A 22,431-nucleotide genomic window follows, 5' to 3' on the forward strand; every position below is an offset into this window, starting at 1 on the left:
GCGAAAAAACCTGTTAAACAGGTAAGTTACCGCCAGCGAGCGCAAAAGCCCAGCCATTATTCGCGTCAGAGGAGGAGAATGTGAGGACGCGCGCCGACTACACAGCCTGACCGACGGCGACACCCGATGCCCAGGCCCATTGGAAGTTGAAGCCGCCGAGCCAGCCGCTGACATCCATCACCTCACCGGCAAAATAGAGTCCGGGTACCTTCTTACTCTGCATATCCTTGGAAGAAAGTTCGTTGGTGTCCACACCACCTAAGGTCACCTCGGCGGTGCGATAGCCTTCGGTGCCATTCATCAGCAGCTGCCAGTTGTGGAGATTGTCCACTATCTGATCGCGCTGAGCATGCACCAGCTGATTGAGCGACATGTTGAGCAACGCCTCGTCGAATAACACCTCGACCAGACGTTTCGGCAGCCACTGCGACAGGGTATTGCGCAGGCTCTGCTTGGGATGCTGCTCCTGGGCCTCACTCAATGCCTGGGCGGCGTCGAGCTGGGGCAACAAGTTGATGGAAATACTCTCACCCGGCTGCCAGTAGTTGGAGATCTGCAGAATGGCTGGGCCAGACAGACCTCTGTGAGTAAACAGCAGTGCCTCGCTAAACTGGGTGCCATCTTTGGCGGTAATGGTACTTGGCACTGCGATACCCGACAGGGGTTCGAACTTCTGTTTCTGCTCGCTGTGCCAGGTAAAAGGTACCAGGCCTGCGTGGGTCGGCAACACCTTAAGACCAAACTGCTCGGCGATCTGATAGCCGAAAGGCGAGGCCCCGAGCTTGGGCATGGATAGCCCGCCGGTTGCCACCACCAGCGACTCACAGCGGTATTCGCCCTTGCTGGTCTCCAGCCTGAAAAAACCGTCATCCTGCTTGCTGATAGCGAGAATATCGGTTCTGAGCTGCACCTGAGCGCCCGCCCATTCGCACTCGGTCAGCAGCATGCTGACAATCTCTTTGGCCGATTCGTTACAGAACAGCTGGCCATGATCTCTCTGGTGATACTCTATGCCGTGGCGCTCCACCAGCTCGATAAAATCCTGAGACGAATAGCGCGCCAGGGCCGACTTAACGAAGTGGGGATTGGCACAGATAAAGTTAGCCGGCTCTACTTTTTGATTGGTGAAGTTACAGCGGCCACCGCCACTGATTAAAATCTTGCGCCCCGCCTGTTTGCCGTTATCTAACACCAGAACGTCTCGGCCGCGATAGCCCGCCGTCGCCGCGCACATGAGGCCCGCCGCGCCCGCACCGATAATGATCACGTCATGATGTTTCACTTAAATACCGCCTCAAACAAATTAATAGCAACCAAACGCAGCCCCACTTTGTCCACCGACCTTCACGGATGAAGAAAATGCCATTTGATGTCGGGAACATCAAAGGCCTGGACACCGGGGATAAATACATCCGTGTATAAATCCCCTCTTTCACCATCCCTGGTGAGCGGGGATAAATACTCAAATTCACAAGTACAAATCCCCTCTTTGTCCTTCCTGGACACCGGGGATAAATACGTCCGTGTATAAATCCCCTCTTTCACCATCCATGGTGAGCGGGGATAAGTATGTCCATATACAAAAAAGGGCGCTATTTTAGCACCCTTTGTTATTTTTAGCATGAGTCGCCGATGGCCACTATTCGCTGTCAGTCGTCTCCGACTTTTTCTCTCTCGCCAACAAAGCCTTAGCCGCCTCGTGTGGCGTACCGCCCTGGTAGAGCACCTTATACACCTGCTCGGTGATCGGCATCTCGACACCCAGACGCTTAGCCAGGGTATAGACCTCTTTAGTGTTACGGTAACCTTCGACCACCTGGCCAATCTCGGCCTGAGCGGTATCGACATCCTTACCCTGGCCCAGGGCCAAACCGAAACGACGGTTGCGGGACTGGTTATCGGTACAAGTCAACACCAGGTCACCAAGACCCGCCATGCCCATAAAGGTAGAAGGTTGAGCGCCGATAGCCTCGCCAAGGCGAGACAGCTCCACCAAACCACGGGTGATCAGTGCGGTGCGGGCATTGGCACCAAAGCCTATGCCGTCTGACATGCCCGCGCTGATGGCGATAACGTTCTTCACCGCGCCGCCAAGTTGCAGACCGATAAAGTCGTCGTTGGCGTAGACACGCAGGCGTTTAGGGCTATGCAGCAACTCCACCAAGTCATTGGTGAAGCCCTCATCGGTACCGGCAACGGAGATTGCAGTGGGCAAGCCTGCCGCCAGCTCTTTGGCGAAGGTCGGACCCGACAATACCGCCAGCGGATACTCGTCACCTAAAATCTCGCGCGCCACTTCCTGCAACAGACGACCGGTTTCCGGCTCCAGCCCCTTGGTCGCCCAGACGATGCGGGCATCTTTGCGCAGCAGCGGCTTAGCCTGCTTGAGCACAAGACCAAACACATGGCTAGGCACGACCACCAACACATTGTTGGAGGCGGCTAATGCGGTTGCAAGGTCGGCTTCGGGGATTAAGAGATCCGGCAGCGGGATACCGGGCAGAAACGCCTCATTGGATCGATCCCTTTTCAGATTCTCGATATGCTCAGGCTCGTGGCCCCAAATAAGGGTTTTGTGTCCGTTACTGGCTAAAGAAATAGCAAGGGCGGTGCCATAAGAGCCCGCCCCCAGTACCGTTATATCGGCAGTGTTGTTCATGCGTAATTAAGCGTTCGCTTCTGCTGCTTCACCGGCAGCTTCTGCCTGCGCCTGACGCTGTTGCACGTATTGCGCGAACAGGGCGTCGAAGTTAACTGGCGCTAGGTTCAGTTGTGGGAAAGTACCACGAGCAACCAGGCTACCAACCGCTTCACGAGCGTATGGGAAAAGTACGTTCGGGCAGTATGCACCCAGTGAGTGAGCCAGCTGCTGATCAGTCAGACCAGAGATAGCGAAGATACCCGCTTGTTGAACTTCACATAGGAAAGCTGTTTCTTCACCGTTTTTAGCCGTAACAGTCAGTGACAGAACAACTTCATATACGTCGTCGGCCAGCTTAGCGCTGCGAGTGTCCAGGTCTAGCTTAACTTCTGGGTTCCACTCTTTCTGGAAAACAGCTGGGCTGTTTGGCGTTTCGAAAGAGATATCTTTAGTGTAAACACGTTGAATGTTGAACTGTGGACCCTGTTGTTCGTTATTTACTGCTTCAGCCATAATTTCCTACCTAATCAATTTTGTTCGATTCGTTCCGTATGGAGAATCATCTTCAGGGCCTTTGTTACTCGAGTCCTAATCTAGACCTCAGCCACCATCCCGATTTTAGTATTTCCTTAAATCCCACCAGATGGGCGATTTAAGCCATTTTTTATAAGAGATGACACTCTAATCAAAGATGCTTAATAAAAGCAAACTTTGTGTGGGTTATCTTTTGGTTTTGGCAACGGGTAAGTTATTTTGTTGCCATTCGCTCATCCCACCCTTGAGGTTATAGACAGTTTCGAAACCTGCTTTAACCATCAACTGAGCCGCTTGCGACGAGGTCATCCCTGCATTGCATACCATTATAATGGGACTGGCTTTAAACTTTTCAAGGGCAGATGTCTTATTATTTTTAATTTCTGCTAAAGGCATGTTAATCGCGTCGACGATATGCCCTTTCTTAAACTCTTCCTTAGAGCGCACATCGACCACCTTGGCATCTTGCTTGTTAATTAACAAGGTCGCCTGCTGATGATCTACAGTTTTCACTTTCGAGATACTAGACTTAAAAACGCTCACAATAAGCGCAGCAAACAAGCCCACCCAGGCGAGACTCAACATAGGGTTGGCTTTAAAAAATTCGATATATTCTTGCATAGTTTTCGGCCTACTTCTGTGGCTTGAGAGACTGTTCGGGCTGAGAGTATAACCGATTGTCCCGGCAGATTGCAGCATGTAGTTCACCTCTGGCAGAGCGCCGAGATTGAGAGATCCCTAAAATTGTGACGGGCTCGATGAGGGCTATCGGTGTAAATCACTTTTTGATCGCCCCTGTACGTAGTAATATTTATCCAATTTCAGAATTCTAGTTTTCTTTTTAACGTTAATAGGTACCACCATGACGACACGCAAACGCCCATTGGCACTGCTGATCCTCGATGGCTGGGGTTACCGTGAAAATACCCACATGAACGCGGTATATCACGCCAACACACCAGTACTCGATCGCCTCAACAAAGAATACCCCAACAGCCTGATCTCAGGCTCTGGCCTGGATGTCGGCCTACCCGACGGCCAGATGGGTAACTCGGAAGTTGGCCACATCAACATCGGTTCTGGCCGCGTGGTCTACCAGGAGCTGACCCGCATCGGTAAGTCGATTGCAAATGGCGAGTTCGACACTAACCCGGCCTTTGTCGACGCTGTCGACAAGGCGATCGCCGCAGACGGCGCCGTACACATCATGGGACTACTGTCACCCGGTGGCGTACACAGCCATGAAAGCCACATCCAGGCCATGTGTAAGATGGCGGTTGCGCGCGGCGCCAAGCAGGTTTACCTGCACGCCTTCCTCGACGGTCGTGACACGCCGCCAAGAAGCGCCAAGGGCAGCCTACAGGCCTTCAACGAGCTGTTCGCCGAGCTAGGCACTGGCCGCATCGCCTCCTTAATTGGTCGCTACTACGCCATGGACAGAGACAACCGTTGGGATCGCGTCTCGCAAGCCTATGAGTTGATCACCCAGGGCAAGGCACAGCATCAGTATCAAGACGCCGTCGAGGCGCTCGACGCCGCCTATGGCCGCGATGAAAACGACGAGTTCGTTGCCAGCTCGGCCATCACAGACGCCGACGGTAAAGTTGCGACCCTCAATGACGACGACGCGCTGATCTTCATGAACTTCCGCGCCGACCGTGCCCGTCAGATCACCCGCAGCTTCGTCGACCCAGGGTTCGATGGCTTCGAGCGAGCGGTAACCCCTAAGATCAACTTCGTCATGCTGACTGAATACGCCGCCGACATTAAGGCGCCTGTCGCCTATCCATCGGTGGATCTGGTCAACACCCTAGGCGAAGTGCTGCAAAACAGCGGCAAGACGCAACTGCGTATCTCGGAAACCGAGAAATACGCTCACGTCACCTTCTTCTTCAACGGCGGTAAAGAAGAGCCGTTCGAGGGCGAAGACAGGATCCTTATCCAGTCGCCTAAGGTCGCCACCTACGACCTACAGCCAGAGATGAGCTCGACCGAGCTGACCGACAAACTGGTAGAAGCCATCGAGTCGACCCAATATGACGTGATCATCTGTAATTACCCTAACGGTGACATGGTGGGTCATACCGGCAACTTCGATGCCGCCGTCAAGGCCTGTGAGGCAGTCGATGCCTGTATCGGTCGTGTGGTTGAAGCCTTGGCCAAGGTAGATGGTGAGTGTTTGATCACCGCCGACCATGGTAACGCCGAGCAGATGACTGACGAGCAAACTGGCCAGGCGCATACCGCCCACACCAGCGAACTCGTGCCCCTCATCTATGTGGGACGCAAGGGTGATATCGCACCGAACGGAAGATTAAGTGATTTAGCGCCAACCATGTTAACCTTGATGGGACAAACCGTGCCATCAGAGATGACAGGGCACTCAATCATTACCCTAAGCGAGTAACGACTCTTTGCTTAAACGTTCCGGTTTCTATAAAGCCAGCATACTTGCTGGCTTTATCATGCTCTCTTGTACTGCGCAGGCATCCGACCTGAAGCAGCGTCAATCCGAGCTTGAAGCGATCCAGAAACAGATAAGCAACCAGCAATCGGCTCTCAAGGACACCAGTCGCCAACACGAGAAGCTGATTTCCCTGCTGAAAAAAGATGAGCAGGCGATCGCTGCGGCGGCAAAGAAGGTAACCAATACCAGGGCGTCACTGGCACAGACCGACAAGAAACTGGCCGAGCTAGATGGCCGCAAGGCAGAGCTTGATACCCTCAAGCAGACGCAACAGAAGACACTGTCCAACCAGCTAGCCAGCGCCTATCTGGCGGGCAACCACGATTACACTAAGATGCTGCTCAATCAGCAGAGTCCGGCCACCATAGAGAGACTGCTCGCCTACTATCAGTTTCTCAACAAGGCGAGAATGGACGCCATCAAGCAGCTGCAACAGACGATGACCGAACTGACGGCCGTCGAGTCTGAGCAGAAGGCCCAACAGACTAAGCTCAACGAGCTGATCCTCAACCAGGAGCAACAGGCCAAGGCGCTCACCCAAGAACAACATCAGCGTCAGCAGACCCTGAAGCAGATAGAGCGCACCCTCAACTCACACGGCGCCAAGCTGGAACAACTGCAGATAGAGGAAGCCAGCTTGAAGCGGGTGGTCGAACAGGCACTGAGGGCCATGAAAGACAACCCCAGCATGGAAGGCCTCTCCAGCCGCCAGAAGCTTAGCTGGCCGACCAAGGGCCGCATCCGCGCCGGGTTCGGCAGCCTGAGATCGGGCGAAGTGAAGTGGAAGGGCGTGATGATGGCCGCCCCAGAGGGGCAATCAATCAATGCCATCGCTTCGGGCAAGGTGATCTATGCCGACTGGCTCAGGGGGTTCGGTATGGTGATGGTAGTCGACCACGGCAAGGGCTACATGAGCCTCTATGGTCACGCCCAGACCCTGCTTAAGGATGCCGGCGACAGCGTTAAGAAGGGTGAGACCATCGCCCTGGTCGGACGCTCGGGTGGACAGACAGAACCTGGCCTATACTTTGAAGTAAGGCATAAGGGGCAAGCGGTCGATCCTGCGAGATACTGTAGACGATAACGCGACAACGACCCCGAGTAATGGGGAGGTCGTCCATGTCTCAAATGATCCGCTATTTCACCTGTGTCGCCCTAGGGCTGACCCTAGGTCTCTCTATCACCTTGTTTGGTCATGAAAATGCCAAAGAGTATCAGCCCAAGGTCAACTACCCACTCCTCATCGACATCATCAGCACGGTAGAGACCTACTACGTAGACAAGATCTCTCAGGAAGATCTGATCCAGGCCGCCATTGAGGGGGTATTCAGCAAGCTAGACCCCTATTCAAACTTCCTCGACAGCCAAGCCTTCTCCGACATCAAGGATGCCAACAAGGGCGAATACTTCGGTTTCGGCATAGAGATAGCCACAGAACAGAACCAGGTCACCATCATCAGCCCCTTTCCCCATTCACCAGCCGCCAACGCAGGCATTCAGCCCGGAGACCGCATCGTCAAAGTCAACAATGAGGCGGTAACCGCCAAGCAACTCGAAAATGTGCTGGAGGAGATCAAGTTCCACAGTCAGCATAATCTGGCCATCAACCTGTCGCTAAGCCGCGCCAATTCGGAGGCCCTGTTCGACGTGACACTCACCCCTAGTCTTATCGATGTCAACTCAGTAGAGGGCGAGTTGCTCGACAACGGCATAGGGTACATCAAGCTCTCCAGCTTCCAGGACGACTCTACAGAAGATCTCATTAAGCTGCTGACCCAATGGCAAAATGAGCCCATGACAGGCCTGATCCTGGATCTGCGTAACAACCCTGGCGGCCTGCTGGATCAGGCGATCAAGATTGCCGACATCTTCCTCGCCAAGGGACGCATCGTCTCTACACGGGGTCGTTTCTTCGACGCGAACTCCGACTACTTTGCCTCACCGCAGACCATGTTCTCCAAGCTGCCGCTTACCGTGCTAATCAACAAGGGGTCGGCCTCGGCCTCGGAGGTGCTGGCGGCGGCGCTGCAGGAAAACAAGCGCGCCACACTGATCGGCGAAAAGAGCTTCGGTAAAGGCACTGTGCAGAGCCTGATCCCCACCCTTATCGAGGGCAATGCCATCAAGCTGACCATAGCCCACTACACCACACCGAAGGGCAGGGACATACACGCCATCGGCATAGAGCCGGATATAAATATCCCGGGCGAGACTATGACTGCCGGACAAAGTATGCCTATAATCGATGAGCAAACACCCCATGAGGAGAGCGCCCACGATAGGGTTATCGAATCGGCGATCTCATGGATAAAAACAAATAGTTAGTGAATAACCAAAACAGTGCGCTTATTACTCTTATTAGCTGTCTTATTTACCACACCACACTGCTTCGCCGCCCAGGTCTCCATCATCATTGACGACATAGGTTATCGTCAGACTGACGAGGCGGTATTGGCATTGCCAAGCGACGTCACCCTCTCCGTATTGCCCCATACCCCCCTGGGCGAAAGGCTTGCCGCCATCGCCCACGACAAGGGCCACGAGATCATGTTGCACCTGCCCATGCAGGCATTAAATGGCAAGGAGATGGGCCCAGGCGGACTGACCAATCAGATGAGCGAACAGGCTCTCAAGCGGGCGGTCGATGACGCCTTTAAGAGTGTTCCCTACGCCAAAGGTGTCAACAACCATATGGGTAGCCTGCTCACACAACTCGATGCCCCCATGACCTGGCTAATGGAGAGCCTGAAGCAGCAAGACAACTATTTTGTCGACAGCATGACCACCAGATACAGCAAAGCCAGCGCCGCAGCCAACAGGCTGGGAATTCCGCTATTGAGAAGACAACTCTTTCTGGATAACGATGTATCGCCGCAGGGGCTTGAGAGACAATTTAACCAGCTGATCCAGCTGGCAAACAAGGAGGGGCAACTCATAGTGATCGCCCACCCCTATCCGGAGACCATCAGCTTCTTAAAGGCGAATCTGTCCAGGCTCTCGGATGAAGGAATCGCCGTGGTGAATACATCCAGGCTCTTGCCCTATCGCCTCGCGCAGAAGGAACCCGCGGCCAGCGACAAGGCGCATTTAAGATAGGCGAACTTAAGAAAGGCTAAGTTAAAGCTCTAAGACTGGGATGGTAAGATCCGGTAGCAAAGCTCTTAACTCGTCACGGTTACTGACGACATCGGCCAATGAGTATTTGTCTAGCACGGCCAGATAAGCGTCTACCGCCTCGGCGAGCACGCCCTTGAGCTGACAGGCTGGCGAGAAACGGCAATAGGGCTTGCTGCAATCGATAGGCGACAGCGAATTTTCCAGCGTGCGCACCAGGACACCGATATTGATCTGATCCGCTGGCTTACCTAGCTTAAAACCACCGGCCTTACCGCGTACCGTCTGTAGATAACCTTCTTTACCAAGATGGTGCACTATCTTAGACACATGGTTAGCCGACAGATCGAACACCTCGGTGATCTCGGCGATTCTAAACAGGGTTTCTCTCTCTGGCGATAAGGCCAGGTACATTAACGTACGAATACCAAAATCTGTATAACGAGTTAACTGCATAACCTACCTTCTAAGACTGGGTCGCCGTTTCTAAAGATGTAATCAACCAAAGTGCCTCTTCTGCCGTCGAACCACAGACTTCAGGTTCGGCGATGAAACGATCACACAACGCCGGGCGCTCAGGGTGACCGAATATCTTGCAAAGATTCCGCTCATCTAACTGGATACAACGCACCCCGGCAGGCTTGCCATTGGGCATGCCAGGGATAGGGCTGGTGATAGACGGCGCTATACAACAAGCACCACATCCTAGACGACAATTCATACGGCATTATACCTATATTTGCGTAGCTTGTTAGTCATTAAGATCACAGCATTATTCTGAGATTTCATAAAGCTTAGCCCCACCTAATACTAAAAGAGATAAAAACACTAAGGTTCTATAGAGAACGCCATACAGATAATGACGTTATCGCTAGAAGAAAAACAACAACTCAGTTGCGTCTATCTAGCGAACTTAAGTTTATTAGCTCATTCATCTTATGCCATCGCCTTGTCTTAAGCGGTATCTAAACAGTGCAGTTTATCGGCCTTCACATGAGGTTTTGTAGCGTGAAGCACGAGCAGGGAGTCTTCTACACACAGAAGAAAGGCGCCTGTAAAGGCCAGGTCTGAGGCAGACATCAGATACTAACTCCGTCAATCTCACATGGGGGCGTAAGGCATCCGTTTATCAAGCGCAGCTTGATGGATGACTGGAGCGCGAAGCAGCTATGCTGCGAGCTGAGGGGCCCACCCACGAAGTGGCTGTGGGCTGCGTGTGAAGTAGCACTTTCGCGGAGCGTAGAAAGCAAAAAGCCCTAGCGTTTTAGGCTAGGGCTCTTTGCTTTATTAGGCGCCTGGAAATGACCTACTCTCACATGGGGAGACCCCACACTACCATCGGCGCGATTGCGTTTCACTTCTGAGTTCGGGATGGGATCAGGTGGGACCACAATGCTATGGTTTCCAGACAAAATTGGAAATTCGGAAAGCTGTACTCTTTATTCAAGAGTCAATCTGAGTTCGCACTTCAATCAAGTACTTTGTATTCTTTTGATTACGTAAAACCATTACTTACTTTGCAGTAAAACCCTTTTGGGTTGTATGGTTAAGCCTCACGAGTCATTAGTACAGGTTAGCTCAACGCCTCACAACGCTTACACACCCTGCCTATCAACGTCCTAGTCTCGGACGGCTCTTTAGAGACCTTAAAGGTCTAGGGATGACTCATCTTAGGGCTCGCTTCCCGCTTAGATGCTTTCAGCGGTTATCGATTCCGAACGTAGCTACCGGGCAATGCCATTGGCATGACAACCCGAACACCAGCGGTTCGTCCACTCCGGTCCTCTCGTACTAGGAGCAGCTCCCTTCAATCATCCAACGCCCACGGCAGATAGGGACCGAACTGTCTCACGACGTTCTGAACCCAGCTCGCGTACCACTTTAAATGGCGAACAGCCATACCCTTGGGACCGACTTCAGCCCCAGGATGTGATGAGCCGACATCGAGGTGCCAAACACCGCCGTCGATATGAACTCTTGGGCGGTATCAGCCTGTTATCCCCGGAGTACCTTTTATCCGTTGAGCGATGGCCCTTCCATTCAGAACCACCGGATCACTATGACCTGCTTTCGCACCTGCTCGACGTGTATGTCTCGCAGTTAAGCTGGCTTATGCCATTGCACTAACCGTACGATGTCCGACCGTACTTAGCCAACCTTCGTGCTCCTCCGTTACTCTTTGGGAGGAGACCGCCCCAGTCAAACTACCCACCAGGCACTGTCCTCAACCCCGATTCAGGGGCCAGAGTTAGAACATCAACACTACAAGGGTGGTATTTCAAGGATGACTCCACGAGAACTGGCGTTCCCGCTTCAAAGTCTCCCACCTATCCTACACATGTAGGGTCAATGTTCAGTGCCAAGCTATAGTAAAGGTTCACGGGGTCTTTCCGTCTAGCCGCGGGTATACGGCATCTTCACCGCAATTTCAACTTCACTGAGTCTCGGCTGGAGACAGCGTGGCCATCATTACGCCATTCGTGCAGGTCGGAACTTACCCGACAAGGAATTTCGCTACCTTAGGACCGTTATAGTTACGGCCGCCGTTTACCGGGGCTTCGATCATGAGCTTCTCCGAAGATAACCCAATCAATTAACCTTCCGGCACCGGGCAGGCGTCACACCGTATACGTCATCTTGCGATTTTGCACAGTGCTGTGTTTTTGATAAACAGTTGCAGCCACCTGGTATCTGCGACTCCCGTCAGCTTAGAGAGCAAGTCTCATCACCAACAGGAGCGTACCTTCTCCCGAAGTTACGGTACCATTTTGCCTAGTTCCTTCAGCCGAGTTCTCTCAAGCGCCTTGGTATTCTCTACCCGACCACCTGTGTCGGTTTGGGGTACGATTCCTACTAACCTGAAGCTTAGAAGATTTTCCTGGAAGCATGGCATCAACTACTTCATCACCGTAGTGACTCGTCATCAACTCTCAGTATTAGGTGCCCGGATTTGCCTAAGCACCCTACCTACAGCCTTAAACGCGGACAACCAACGCCGCGCTAGCCTAGCCTTCTCCGTCTCTCCATCGCAGTTAGCAGAAGTACGGGAATATTAACCCGTTTCCCATCGACTACGCCTTTCGGCCTCGCCTTAGGGGTCGACTCACCCTGCCCCGATTAACGTTGGACAGGAACCCTTGGTCTTTCGGCGAGGAGGTTTTTCACCCCCTTTATCGTTACTCATGTCAGCATTCGCACTTCTGATACCTCCAGCGTGGGTTACCCCTTCACCTTCAACGGCTTACAGAACGCTCCTCTACCGCACCAGCGCAAGCGCTAGTACCCATAGCTTCGGTGTATTGCTTAGCCCCGTTATATCTTCCGCGCAGGCCGACTCGACTAGTGAGCTATTACGCTTTCTTTAAATGATGGCTGCTTCTAAGCCAACATCCTAGCTGTCTAAGCCTTCCCACATCGTTTCCCACTTAGCAATAACTTTGGGACCTTAGCTGATGGTCTGGGTTGTTTCCCTTTTCACGACGGACGTTAGCACCCGCCGTGTGTCTCCCGAGTAGTACTCATTGGTATTCGGAGTTTGCAAAGGGTTGGTAAGTCGGGATGACCCCCTAGCCTTAACAGTGCTCTACCCCCAATGGTATTCGCTCGAGGCGCTACCTAAATAGCTTTCGAGGAGAACCAGATATCTCCCGGTTTGATTGGCCTTTCACCCCCAGCCACAAGTCATCACCGCATTTTTCAACATACGTGTGTTCGGTCCTCCAGTTGATGTTACTCAACCTTCAACCTGCCCATGGCTAGATCACCGGGTTTCGGGTCTACACCTTGCAACTAAACGCGCAGTTAACACTCGGTTTCCCTACGGCTCCGCTATTCGCTTAACCTCGCTACAAAATGTAAGTCGCTGACCCATTATACAAAAGGTACGCAGTCACGGTCTCAAGAACCGCTCCCACTGCTTGTACGTATACGGTTTCAGGTTCTATTTCACTCCCCTCACAGGGGTTCTTTTCGCCTTTCCCTCACGGTACTGGTTCACTATCGGTCAGTCAGGAGTATTTAGCCTTGGAGGATGGTCCCCCCATATTCGAACAAGATATCACGTGTCCCGTCCTACTCGTTTTCACCTAAAGTTAGTTTTCATGTACGGGGCTATCACCCTGTATCGCTGTGCTTTCCAACACATTCCACTAACACCCTCTAGGCTTAAGGGCTAATCCCCGTTCGCTCGCCGCTACTAGGGGAATCTCGGTTGATTTCTTTTCCTAAGGGTACTTAGATGTTTCAGTTCCCCTCGTTCGCCTCACTAAGCTATGTATTCACTTAGTGATGACACCTTATGGTGCCGGGTTTCCCCATTCGGACATCGTTAGCTCAAATGCTTGTTACTAGCTCGCCAACGCTTTTCGCAAGTTACTACGTCCTTCATCGCCTCTGACTGCCAAGGCATCCACCGTATACGCTTAGTCACTTAACCATACAACCCAAATGAGTTTCATCTGAGCCGCATCGCAACTAACGGTTTCTACTTTCGCCAAAAGAATACTCAAGTCACTTGATTAAAGTGTGTTTTGAGAACTCAATTATTTTCGCAATAACCTTTCGGTTATTACTATCAGCTTTCCAAATTTTTAAAGAACAAGCATCGTCGCTCGGACGTGCCACTCGCTCTAACAAGAACAAGTTATCTGTGTGAACACTCAACAAATATCAGTCAATCGTATAGGTAAGGAGGTGATCCAGCCCCAGGTTCCCCTAGGGCTACCTTGTTACGACTTCACCCCAGTCATGAACCACACCGTGGTAAACGCCCTCCCGAAGGTTAAGCTATCTACTTCTGGTGCAGCCCACTCCCATGGTGTGACGGGCGGTGTGTACAAGGCCCGGGAACGTATTCACCGTGGCATTCTGATCCACGATTACTAGCGATTCCGACTTCATGGAGTCGAGTTGCAGACTCCAATCCGGACTACGACCGGCTTTGTGAGATTAGCTCCACCTCGCGGCTTCGCAACCCTCTGTACCGACCATTGTAGCACGTGTGTAGCCCTACTCGTAAGGGCCATGATGACTTGACGTCGTCCCCACCTTCCTCCGGTTTATCACCGGCAGTCTCCCTAAAGTTCCCGGCATTACCCGCTGGCAAGTAAGGATAAGGGTTGCGCTCGTTGCGGGACTTAACCCAACATTTCACAACACGAGCTGACGACAGCCATGCAGCACCTGTCTCAGAGTTCCCGAAGGCACCAATCCATCTCTGGAAAGTTCTCTGGATGTCAAGAGTAGGTAAGGTTCTTCGCGTTGCATCGAATTAAACCACATGCTCCACCGCTTGTGCGGGCCCCCGTCAATTCATTTGAGTTTTAACCTTGCGGCCGTACTCCCCAGGCGGTCTACTTAATGCGTTAGCTTGAGAACCCAGTGTTCAAGACACCAAATTCCGAGTAGACATCGTTTACGGCGTGGACTACCAGGGTATCTAATCCTGTTTGCTCCCCACGCTTTCGTACCTGAGCGTCAGTCTTTGTCCAGGGGGCCGCCTTCGCCACCGGTATTCCTTCAGATCTCTACGCATTTCACCGCTACACCTGAAATTCTACCCCCCTCTACAAGACTCTAGTTGACCAGTTCGAAATGCAGTTCCCAGGTTAAGCCCGGGGCTTTCACATCTCGCTTAATCAACCGCCTGCGTACGCTTTACGCCCAGTAATTCCGATTAACGCTTGCACCCCTCGTATTACCGCGGCTGCTGGCACGAAGTTAGCCGGTGCTTCTTCTGCGAGTAACGTCACAGCTAACGGGTATTAACCGTTAACCTTTCCTCCTCGCTGAAAGTGCTTTACAACCCGAAGGCCTTCTTCACACACGCGGCATGGCTGCATCAGGCTTGCGCCCATTGTGCAATATTCCCCACTGCTGCCTCCCGTAGGAGTCTGGGCCGTGTCTCAGTCCCAGTGTGGCTGATCATCCTCTCAGAACAGCTAGGGATCGTCGCCTAGGTGAGCCATTACCTCACCTACTAGCTAATCCCACCTAGGTACATCCAATCGCAGAAGGTCCGAAGATCCCCTCTTTTCCCCCGTAGGGCGTATGCGGTATTAGCAGTCGTTTCCAACTGTTATCCCCCTCGACTGGGCAGTTCCCTAGGCATTACTCACCCGTCCGCCGCTCGTCAGCAAAGTAGCAAGCTACTTCCTGTTACCGCTCGACTTGCATGTGTTAGGCCTGCCGCCAGCGTTCAATCTGAGCCATGATCAAACTCTTCAATTAAAAGTTTTTTTGCTTCACTCTTTATTCAAAAGGAAGCGACTCAATGAATTCTGATTCACATAAATGACTCGGAAGAATCATCTACATGTTTGTACATATTGCTATGAACACTCATTATCTCTAATGAGAAATTGCATTGAGATTTAAATCGTTTTCGATTAACTCAATACCTGTGAGTGTCCACACAGATTTCTTGTTTTATCTTGTTAAAGAGCATTGCATCATTATTTTCGATGCCGCCGCTGGCGCCGGGCCGTTGGCTTAGGGATGCGTATTCTACACTTCCCGATGTTGGCGTCAAGGGTTAATTTTAAGAAGTTTTTCAAGCGTCGATTCTTTAACCAGAAGGCGACATTTGAAAGCCTTAAACCACTTTCTGCCCGACTCAACTCATTGCGTTTAACTGCTACTGTAATCGAGTCGCTGACCAGGCTGAACTCCTCTGTTTATCTGGCTTTCACCAGTTGAAGAAGTTGCTGCGCCGTGTCAGTGGATGCGCATTATAGGGGGGCGATTCTTTTACGCAAGGGCTTTTTGAAAGAAAATGACACTTTGATGACTAAGCGGGTAATAATCAGACATTACGTACAAAAAAGGGGCTAAAAAGCCCCTTTTTTCTATCTTTCGCTATCTTTTACTATCTTTTACTACTAGTGAGTAATAGTCGCAGCCAGGTTATTGACTAAAGAAGCGTGACTCCTGGGTCGCCTCGACTGTCTCACCGTCTAATACCGTAGTGACCTTGAAATCGACTCTGGTCATGGCCCGTGACAGTCCAACAGGATCCACGGCGACACTCACAGGCAGGGTCAACACCTCACCTCCTTCGATAGTCACAGATTGCGGACCATACCACTGATAGTCAGGCAGACCGTCGACGCTGAGTTGATACTCATGCTTGGCTTCCGTCTTATTCAAGATCTTCAGGGTAAAGGTGTTCTCGATTAGACCTTGATCATTTTCCCTAAAGAGCTGGTTACGGTCGCGAATGATATCGATACGTACAGGTGCTATGGTCACCGTCGCATAGATAAAGACTAAGATCATGAATGCCAACACGGCGCCATAACCCAGGAGCTTAGGTCGTAGAACCTTCTCTTTAACGCCTTCGAGTTTGTTTTCCGTGGTGTAGGCAATCAAGCCTTTGTCGTAACCCATGCGCTCCATGGTGGTATCACAGGCATCGATACAAGAGCCACAGTTGATGCACTCATATTGCAGACCGTTACGAATATCGATACCGGTAGGACACACCTGCACGCAGAGATCGCAGTCGATACAATCGCCCAGGCCAAGGGCCTTAGGATCGGCCTTACGCGAACGGGGACCGCGATCTTCACCGCGCTTGGTGTCATAACCCACGATAAAGGTGTTCTTGTCGAACATAGCCGATTGGAAGCGGGCGTATGGGCACATGTGGATACACATGATCTCGCGCATCCAGCCTGCGTTACCATAGGTGGCCACGGTAAACAGGGTTACCCAGAAATAGATGGCGCCCGAGGCGCTGCCGCTAAAGACGTCGGCATAGACTTCGGTGGTCGGTACGAAATAGGAGACGAAGGTCATGGCGGTGAGTAGCGACACCAATAACCAGAAGAGATGCTTGGCCGTCTTGCGCCAGACCTTATTAAAACTCCACGGCATCTGATCTAACTTCATCCGCTTATTACGGGCACCTTCAAATTTCTCTTCGAACCAGATGAAAATAAAGGTCCACACAGTCTGAGGGCAGGTATAACCACACCAGACACGGCCAAGATAAGTTGTCACAAAAAAGAGACCAAACGCGGCTATCATTAATAATGCAGCGAGTAAGGTAAGGTCTTGGGGCCAAATGGTTAGGCCGAAGATATGAAACTTCTGCTCACCCAGGTTAAACCAGACGGCTTGTCTGTCTCCCCAAGGGATCCAGGGCAAGATAAGGAAAAAGAGCATAGCAACCCAGCCCAAGCGGCGACGTAGCTGAGTCCAAAATCCTTCTATTGCTCTAACATAAATACGATTGCGGGGATTAAAACGATCGGATTTATTCTCGTCTGGCTGATGAATTTTGATCCGCTCAGCCTTGGAATAATCCTTTTTATTTGATTCTGCGTTCATATTTAACAGCCTTACAGCTTTAATATTCCATGAAAACTGGCTTATTATACATTTCTAATACTGATTGTTCACCATGGTTGGATAAATAATGAGAGGCTGGATTATTTTAGGTGCAGGGATAGGATTACTCTATTATCTAGCGACCGAGACAGACAAACTCGATGAGCCCATCGCGCAAACGGATGCCCTGATGAAGCGTATCGAACGTAAACTCGACTCGATGACGGGAACCAAGATCATTCGCGTCGACAAAAACATCGCGATGTTTAAGACGCAAATCGCCGAGCGACTGACTCGAAAAGAGTTAGCGGCACTGGACAATATTCTCGAATCGAAAGAGTCGGTGCTCGAGTTTACCGAGAAATATTGCGGCAACAGCAGCAATCGCTTTGACGAGCTGAGCAAAGATAACCAGCAATTTATCTGCGACAAGCTCAGATAATCCCTCACAGGCTACAGAAAGCTTTGCCCAGCGCACGGTTTTCTGCAGCCTAATTGATCTCTACTCATAATGAGCCTAGCCTTGGCTCATCTCTCGATGCGACACACATAGGGTTACGAACATGACAGACAAGGTTTCCGATATCTTTGATCCCTCCTTATGGGATCGAGTGCCAGGATTTGATTTCGAAGATATTACCTACCATAGGGCGAAGGATCAGGGCACGGTACGTATCGCCATCGATCGTCCAGATTGCCTCAACTCATTTCGCCCTAAGACGGTCGATGAACTCTATATCGCCCTGGATCATGCCCGCCAATGGTCTGATGTAGGCTGTGTGCTGCTGACCGGCAACGGCCCATCGGCGAAGGGACAATGGTCTTTCAGTGCCGGTGGCGACCAGCGTATCCGCGGCAAGGATGGCTACAAGTATGAAGGCGAAGAGACAGATAAGCCCGACTTGGCGCGCATGGGCCGCCTGCATATCTTAGAGGTGCAGCGCCTGATCCGTTTCATGCCTAAGGTGGTAATAGCGGTCGTGCCGGGCTGGGCTGTCGGCGGTGGTCATAGCCTGCATGTGGTCTGCGATCTAACCTTGGCCTCTAAAGAGCATGCGGTATTTAAACAAACCGACCCGGATGTAGGCAGCTTCGACTCGGGGTACGGCAGCGCCTACCTCGCCAAGATGATTGGCCAGAAGCGCGCCCGGGAAATTTTCTTCCTCGGTTTTAATTACAGTGCGGAGGAGGCGTTCGACATGGGCATGGTCAATCGCGCCATTCCCCATGCAGAATTGGAAACCGAGGCGCTGAGATGGGCCAAAGAGATCAACTCTAAGTCGCCCACAGCCATGCGTATGTTGAAGTACGGCTTTAACCTGCCGGACGATGGCTTAGTGGGTCAGCAACTATTTGCCGGCGAGGCGACACGCCTGGCCTATGGTACCGACGAGGCGGTAGAAGGACGTGATGCCTTCCTGGAAAAACGGGATCAGGATTTCTCTAAGTTCCCTTGGCATTACTAGTCTCTAAATATGACTAAACCTAAGCGCATCGCTAATCGGTGCACATAAAGAATCAATAGCCAAATCATACCAATCGTCCCAGAGTGCCAGTTAAGGTATCTGTCACTCTGGGCGTTTTGCAACTTACTCACCTTTATTAATCGTCTTACTGCATTAAGCCAATCGCACTCTCCGACTTTACAACTCAAATGATAATAATTATCATTTAATCAAATCTAAGAGGAGACGCATCATGGCTAAGACATTCACCTTTGCAGTACTACACTTCGGTGTCGCATTCGGAATCACCTACCTGTTAACCGGTAGCATAGTAATAGGTGGCGCCGTGGCACTCATAGAACCGGCGATCAACACTGTCGTGTTCTACTTCCACGATAAGGTGTGGCAACGCATAGAGAAGCGCTCCCAGCCGCTGTTAGCCTAATTCGCAACTAATTACCGCCAACAGTAGCTTTTAGCGCTTAAAAGCAGACCCTGTTTAGATTAATAATTGAAAAATAACTAATTTAACAGACGATAATTTTAAGCAAAAACAAATTATCTGTACCTTTTGTAGGCGACATCTGCTATAAGTCGGATTCGATATTTTGCCGTTATCAACTTACAAAGGATTGTTATGAAAGCTCTTCTTGCCGCAGCTTGCCTGCTCGTTACACCTCTCTCTTTCGCGTCGGATTACCATCACGCCCTATCACTAGGGGCTGGCATGGGTGAATCAAGAGTCTCATCGGGCAAAGCCATCGATGGTGATGACATTCAGTCCCATTATGATCTCGCCTACCGTTACCAATTCAGTTCAGAATGGGGGGTAGAAGTAGGTTACATGCGACAGGATGTATTTATCACCAACCTCTTTAGCTTTTATGGCAATCAACTCGATGATGTCGGCAGCTTCCGCGCGGCAGCTCTGTATACACTCCCCCTGTCTCAGAGAAACCGATTGGTATTTAAACTCGGCGCGAACCAATATCGACTGGAGTTTACCGATACCGATGACAACGACCGTAAGTACACAGATGATGGTACCGGCCTACTGGCAGGGCTAGGTTGGCGCATGGAATTCGCATCGGGTATGGATCTCGGCCTCACCTATCACTATCAGGCGATGGATTTACTCGATACCCATACCTTTACTTTCGCCCTCGGATATCGCTTCTGATACTGACATAAATGTAGGGCAAACCTGAAGACAGCGTTTGCCCTACTATTTATACTCAATCCCTTTATTTGGCGCTTATGCGACTCTTTCATTCACCCTTTCAATCGCCCCATTCATTCGACGACTAGCACACCTTTATACATCTGCATCTGGCAGTGGAATGCATATTCTCCCGGTGTCATGGCCGGAATCTTGATTACCGTAGGCTTATCCAATGCCAGCTCCTCACTGATCTCCAGCGCTGGCAGCTGTAGGGTCGCCGAACAGGCTGACTTATCCTGCCTCAAAAAGGTGAGAGAAGTCTCCTGCCCCGAGGGGATCTTGATACGCGACGGCGTATATACCCCATTCTTGACCACTATCTCTATGCCTTCTTGACTCACGGGCGCCTCGGGCGAGTAGAGCCAAAACCACCAGACGATAAAACCGATAAGGGCGAGACAGAACAGATTAATAAATAACATACCAGCCTCCTAGTGCGCTTTGGCTTTAAACAGACGCAGACGATTGGCGTTGCTCACCACGGTTAGCGATGAGAAGGCCATGGCCGCACCGGCAATCACAGGATTGAGCAGTAAGCCAAACATGGGGTAGAGGATCCCGGCGGCAATGGGAATACCGGCGGCGTTATAGACGAAGGCGCCAAACAGATTCTGTTTGATATTTCTCAGCGTCGCCTTGCTGACTGCAATCGCATCGGCCAAGCCATGCAAGGAGCCACGCATAAGGGTAATATCGGCACTCTCAATAGCCACATCCGTACCCGTGCCTATGGCAAAGCCCACGTTAGCCAATGCCAGCGCCGGGGCGTCGTTGATACCATCTCCCGTCATGCCTACTATCTCGCCCTCTTTTTGCAGTTCGGCCACCTTGCCAGCCTTATCCTGGGGCATCACCTCGGCAAAAAACGTCTCAATACCAACCTTTGCGGCAACTGCGGCAGCCGTGGCCTTATTATCTCCGGTTAACATAACTACCTTGATGCCATTGTGCTTGAGCCTGGCGATCGCCTCGGCCGAGTCAGGCTTGATAGGGTCTGCTACCGCTATGATGGCAATAAGCTCATTTTCCTGCGCCAGATACATGGGCGTCTTGGCCTCCGCAGCCAGTTGCTGCGCCTTGGCCCGGTATGCCTGAGTATCCACACCGAAGTCCTGCATCAATGCCTGATTACCAAACAGCAGCGCCTGCCCATTCAATTTGGCCTCGACCCCGCGCCCGGAGATGGCATTAAAGTCCTCGACAGCCTCCATCGGTATGCCGCGGTTGTTCGCCGTCTCGACAATCGCCTCGGCCAGCGGATGCTCTGAGTGTCGCTCAATACCGGCCGCCAGGGCTAATACCTCATCCTCACCAATGGAAGACACCTGAGTCACCACCACATCTGTGACCTGAGGTGAACCCTGAGTGATAGTGCCCGTCTTATCCAGCACCATGACACTGATCTTAGAGGCGGTTTGTAGCGCCTCGCCGTTACGGATCAGCACTCCAGACTCGGCGGCCTTGCCCACACCCACCATGACAGACATAGGCGTAGCCAACCCAAGGGCACAGGGACAGGCGATGATCAACACGGTTGTGGCCGAGACGATGGCAAACACCATGGAAGGCTCGGGGCCGAAGTTAAACCACACCATGGCGCTAACGATGGCGATGATCATGATGGCAGGAACGAAATAGCTGGCAATTACATCGGCAAGTCGACCGATTGGTGGCTTAGAATTTTGTGCCCGCTTCACCATGGCGATGATTCTGGCTAAAGCAGTGTCTTTACCCACCCGGGTCGCGCTAAAGACAATAGAGCCGGACTTGTTTAGGGTTCCCGTGACAACCTCGCTGTCGATAGCCTTCTCAACCGGCATAGGTTCGCCAGTCAACATAGACTCATCCACCATGGTGGTGCCCTCGATGACCACACCATCGACGGGGATCTTCTCACCTGGGCGCACCCGTACCTTATCGCCTTGCAGCACCTGAGCGATGTCGATATCCAGTTCCTTACCGTCGCGTATCACCCGCGCCGTCTTGGCCTGTAAGCCGATCAGGCGCTTAATTGCCTCTGAGGTCTTGCCCCTGGCCTTGACCTCCAATGCCAACCCCAGGTTGATCAAACCTATGATCATCGCCGTGGCCTCAAAATAGACGTGGCGCGCCATCTCGGGCAGCAGGGTTGGAAAGGCGACCACCAGCATGGAATAGAGCCAGGCGGTGCCGGTGCCTAAGGCGATAAGCGTGTCCATGTTGGCGTTGTGGTGCACAAAGGATTTCCACGCCCCCACATAGAAGTGTTTACCAGACAGGAGCATGATGCTCAGAGTCACTAAGCCCACCAGCCCCCAGGCTAGCTGTTCGGTCGTGGTCGTTACCGTCATCTCGCCGATAAACAGGCCATAGATCATCAAGGGAATACCCACAGACAGGGCGATAAAGGTATGGCGCAGCAGGCTGCGGTAATAGTCGAGATCCGCCTGCTCCTTCTCATCTATGGCATCATTACCCGCCTCGGCCTGCAGCTGAGTAGCGTTATAACCCGCTGCCTCGATCGCCGCAATCAGCTGCTCCGGCGTTGCCGTTCCAGATACTTCGACGATGCGCTCGGCAAAGTTCATCTCGGCCGAGTCGACACCGGGCACAGATTTTAATGCCTTCTCTATCTTACCGACGCAGCTGGCACAGCCGGCGCCTATGATGTTGAGTTGTACTCTGTTGGTGTCCATCT

General features: G+C 51.9%; 17 protein-coding genes and 3 rRNA genes. 8 read left to right on the plus strand and 12 right to left on the minus strand.

Features of this window, described 5'->3' with window-relative positions; translation table 11 throughout:
• Positions 1-97 precede the first annotated feature (97 nt).
• The 4 genes from K0H80_RS19460 to K0H80_RS19475 form a co-directional block, all read right to left on the minus strand.
• Positions 98-1,282, minus strand: a complete 1,185-nt coding sequence (locus tag K0H80_RS19460) for a BaiN/RdsA family NAD(P)/FAD-dependent oxidoreductase (protein ID WP_220072676.1) — start codon at positions 1,280-1,282, stop codon at positions 98-100.
• Between the two features lie 357 nt (positions 1,283-1,639).
• On the minus strand, positions 1,640-2,659 hold the full coding sequence (gpsA, locus tag K0H80_RS19465) for an NAD(P)H-dependent glycerol-3-phosphate dehydrogenase (protein ID WP_220072677.1): 1,020 nt from the start codon (positions 2,657-2,659) through the stop codon (positions 1,640-1,642).
• Positions 2,660-2,665: 6 nt separating this feature from the next.
• Complete coding sequence (secB, locus tag K0H80_RS19470; RefSeq protein WP_011867598.1) at positions 2,666-3,154, minus strand: protein-export chaperone SecB; 489 nt, start codon at positions 3,152-3,154, stop codon at positions 2,666-2,668.
• A gap of 207 nt (positions 3,155-3,361) precedes the next feature.
• Positions 3,362-3,796 (minus strand): rhodanese-like domain-containing protein, encoded by a 435-nt coding sequence (locus K0H80_RS19475; protein WP_041406823.1) that lies wholly within the window; start codon positions 3,794-3,796, stop codon positions 3,362-3,364.
• Positions 3,797-4,037: 241 nt separating this feature from the next.
• Between K0H80_RS19475 and gpmM the strand changes: the two genes are divergently transcribed.
• The 4 genes from gpmM to K0H80_RS19495 are packed head-to-tail and all read left to right on the plus strand — an operon-like array spanning position 4,038 to position 8,738.
• A complete protein-coding gene (gene gpmM, locus K0H80_RS19480; RefSeq protein ID WP_220072678.1) occupies positions 4,038-5,582 on the plus strand; it encodes a 2,3-bisphosphoglycerate-independent phosphoglycerate mutase in 1,545 nt (514 codons plus the stop codon).
• Positions 5,583-5,640: 58 nt separating this feature from the next.
• Positions 5,641-6,726: a murein hydrolase activator EnvC family protein gene (locus K0H80_RS19485; protein ID WP_011867601.1), complete on the plus strand. Its 1,086-nt coding sequence runs from the start codon at positions 5,641-5,643 to the stop codon at positions 6,724-6,726.
• Between the two features lie 35 nt (positions 6,727-6,761).
• Positions 6,762-7,967 (plus strand): S41 family peptidase, encoded by a 1,206-nt coding sequence (locus K0H80_RS19490; protein ID WP_220072679.1) that lies wholly within the window; start codon positions 6,762-6,764, stop codon positions 7,965-7,967.
• Positions 7,968-7,982: 15 nt separating this feature from the next.
• On the plus strand, positions 7,983-8,738 hold the full coding sequence (locus K0H80_RS19495; RefSeq protein ID WP_220072680.1) for a divergent polysaccharide deacetylase family protein: 756 nt from the start codon (positions 7,983-7,985) through the stop codon (positions 8,736-8,738).
• Between the two features lie 21 nt (positions 8,739-8,759).
• On the opposite strand, the gene K0H80_RS19500 is transcribed toward K0H80_RS19495, so the two are convergent.
• From K0H80_RS19500 to ccoG, 6 genes are all read right to left on the minus strand, one after another.
• A complete protein-coding gene (locus K0H80_RS19500) occupies positions 8,760-9,212 on the minus strand; it encodes an Rrf2 family transcriptional regulator (RefSeq protein WP_011867604.1) in 453 nt (150 codons plus the stop codon).
• 10 nt (positions 9,213-9,222) lie between these two features.
• Positions 9,223-9,477 (minus strand): YkgJ family cysteine cluster protein, encoded by a 255-nt coding sequence (locus K0H80_RS19505; RefSeq protein ID WP_220043770.1) that lies wholly within the window; start codon positions 9,475-9,477, stop codon positions 9,223-9,225.
• A gap of 572 nt (positions 9,478-10,049) precedes the next feature.
• Positions 10,050-10,165: ribosomal RNA gene (rrf, locus tag K0H80_RS19510) — 5S ribosomal RNA — on the minus strand.
• 133 nt (positions 10,166-10,298) lie between these two features.
• Positions 10,299-13,191 (minus strand): 23S ribosomal RNA (locus K0H80_RS19515).
• 250 nt (positions 13,192-13,441) lie between these two features.
• Positions 13,442-14,984: ribosomal RNA gene (locus K0H80_RS19520) — 16S ribosomal RNA — on the minus strand.
• Together the 16S, 23S and 5S rRNA genes form the textbook arrangement of a ribosomal RNA operon.
• Positions 14,985-15,659: 675 nt before the next feature.
• Complete coding sequence (gene ccoG, locus K0H80_RS19525) at positions 15,660-17,087, minus strand: cytochrome c oxidase accessory protein CcoG (protein ID WP_220072681.1); 1,428 nt, start codon at positions 17,085-17,087, stop codon at positions 15,660-15,662.
• Positions 17,088-17,175: 88 nt separating this feature from the next.
• Here ccoG and K0H80_RS19530 point away from each other — a divergent pair, with 88 nt between their 5' ends.
• From K0H80_RS19530 to K0H80_RS19545, 4 genes are all read left to right on the plus strand, one after another.
• Positions 17,176-17,529 (plus strand): hypothetical protein, encoded by a 354-nt coding sequence (locus tag K0H80_RS19530; protein ID WP_011867607.1) that lies wholly within the window; start codon positions 17,176-17,178, stop codon positions 17,527-17,529.
• Between the two features lie 121 nt (positions 17,530-17,650).
• Positions 17,651-18,553: a 1,4-dihydroxy-2-naphthoyl-CoA synthase gene (locus K0H80_RS19535; protein WP_220072682.1), complete on the plus strand. Its 903-nt coding sequence runs from the start codon at positions 17,651-17,653 to the stop codon at positions 18,551-18,553.
• 232 nt (positions 18,554-18,785) lie between these two features.
• Positions 18,786-18,977, plus strand: coding sequence for a DUF2061 domain-containing protein (locus tag K0H80_RS19540; RefSeq protein ID WP_144202201.1), 192 nt, complete (start codon positions 18,786-18,788; stop codon positions 18,975-18,977).
• A 192-nt stretch (positions 18,978-19,169) separates the two neighbouring features.
• The gene (locus tag K0H80_RS19545) at positions 19,170-19,712 is read left to right on the plus strand and encodes a porin family protein (protein WP_011867610.1); all 543 of its coding nucleotides are present in this window, start codon (positions 19,170-19,172) and stop codon (positions 19,710-19,712) included.
• Between the two features lie 113 nt (positions 19,713-19,825).
• Here the strand turns inward: K0H80_RS19545 and K0H80_RS19550 are convergent, their stop codons facing one another.
• Positions 19,826-20,176 (minus strand): cupredoxin domain-containing protein, encoded by a 351-nt coding sequence (locus K0H80_RS19550; RefSeq protein WP_220072683.1) that lies wholly within the window; start codon positions 20,174-20,176, stop codon positions 19,826-19,828.
• Positions 20,177-20,185: 9 nt separating this feature from the next.
• Positions 20,186-22,429, minus strand: a complete 2,244-nt coding sequence (locus K0H80_RS19555) for a heavy metal translocating P-type ATPase (protein WP_220072684.1) — start codon at positions 22,427-22,429, stop codon at positions 20,186-20,188.
• Positions 22,430-22,431: the final 2 nt, after the last annotated feature.

The organism is Shewanella aegiceratis (assembly GCF_019457495.1).
GTDB lineage: Bacteria > Pseudomonadota > Gammaproteobacteria > Enterobacterales > Shewanellaceae > Shewanella > Shewanella loihica.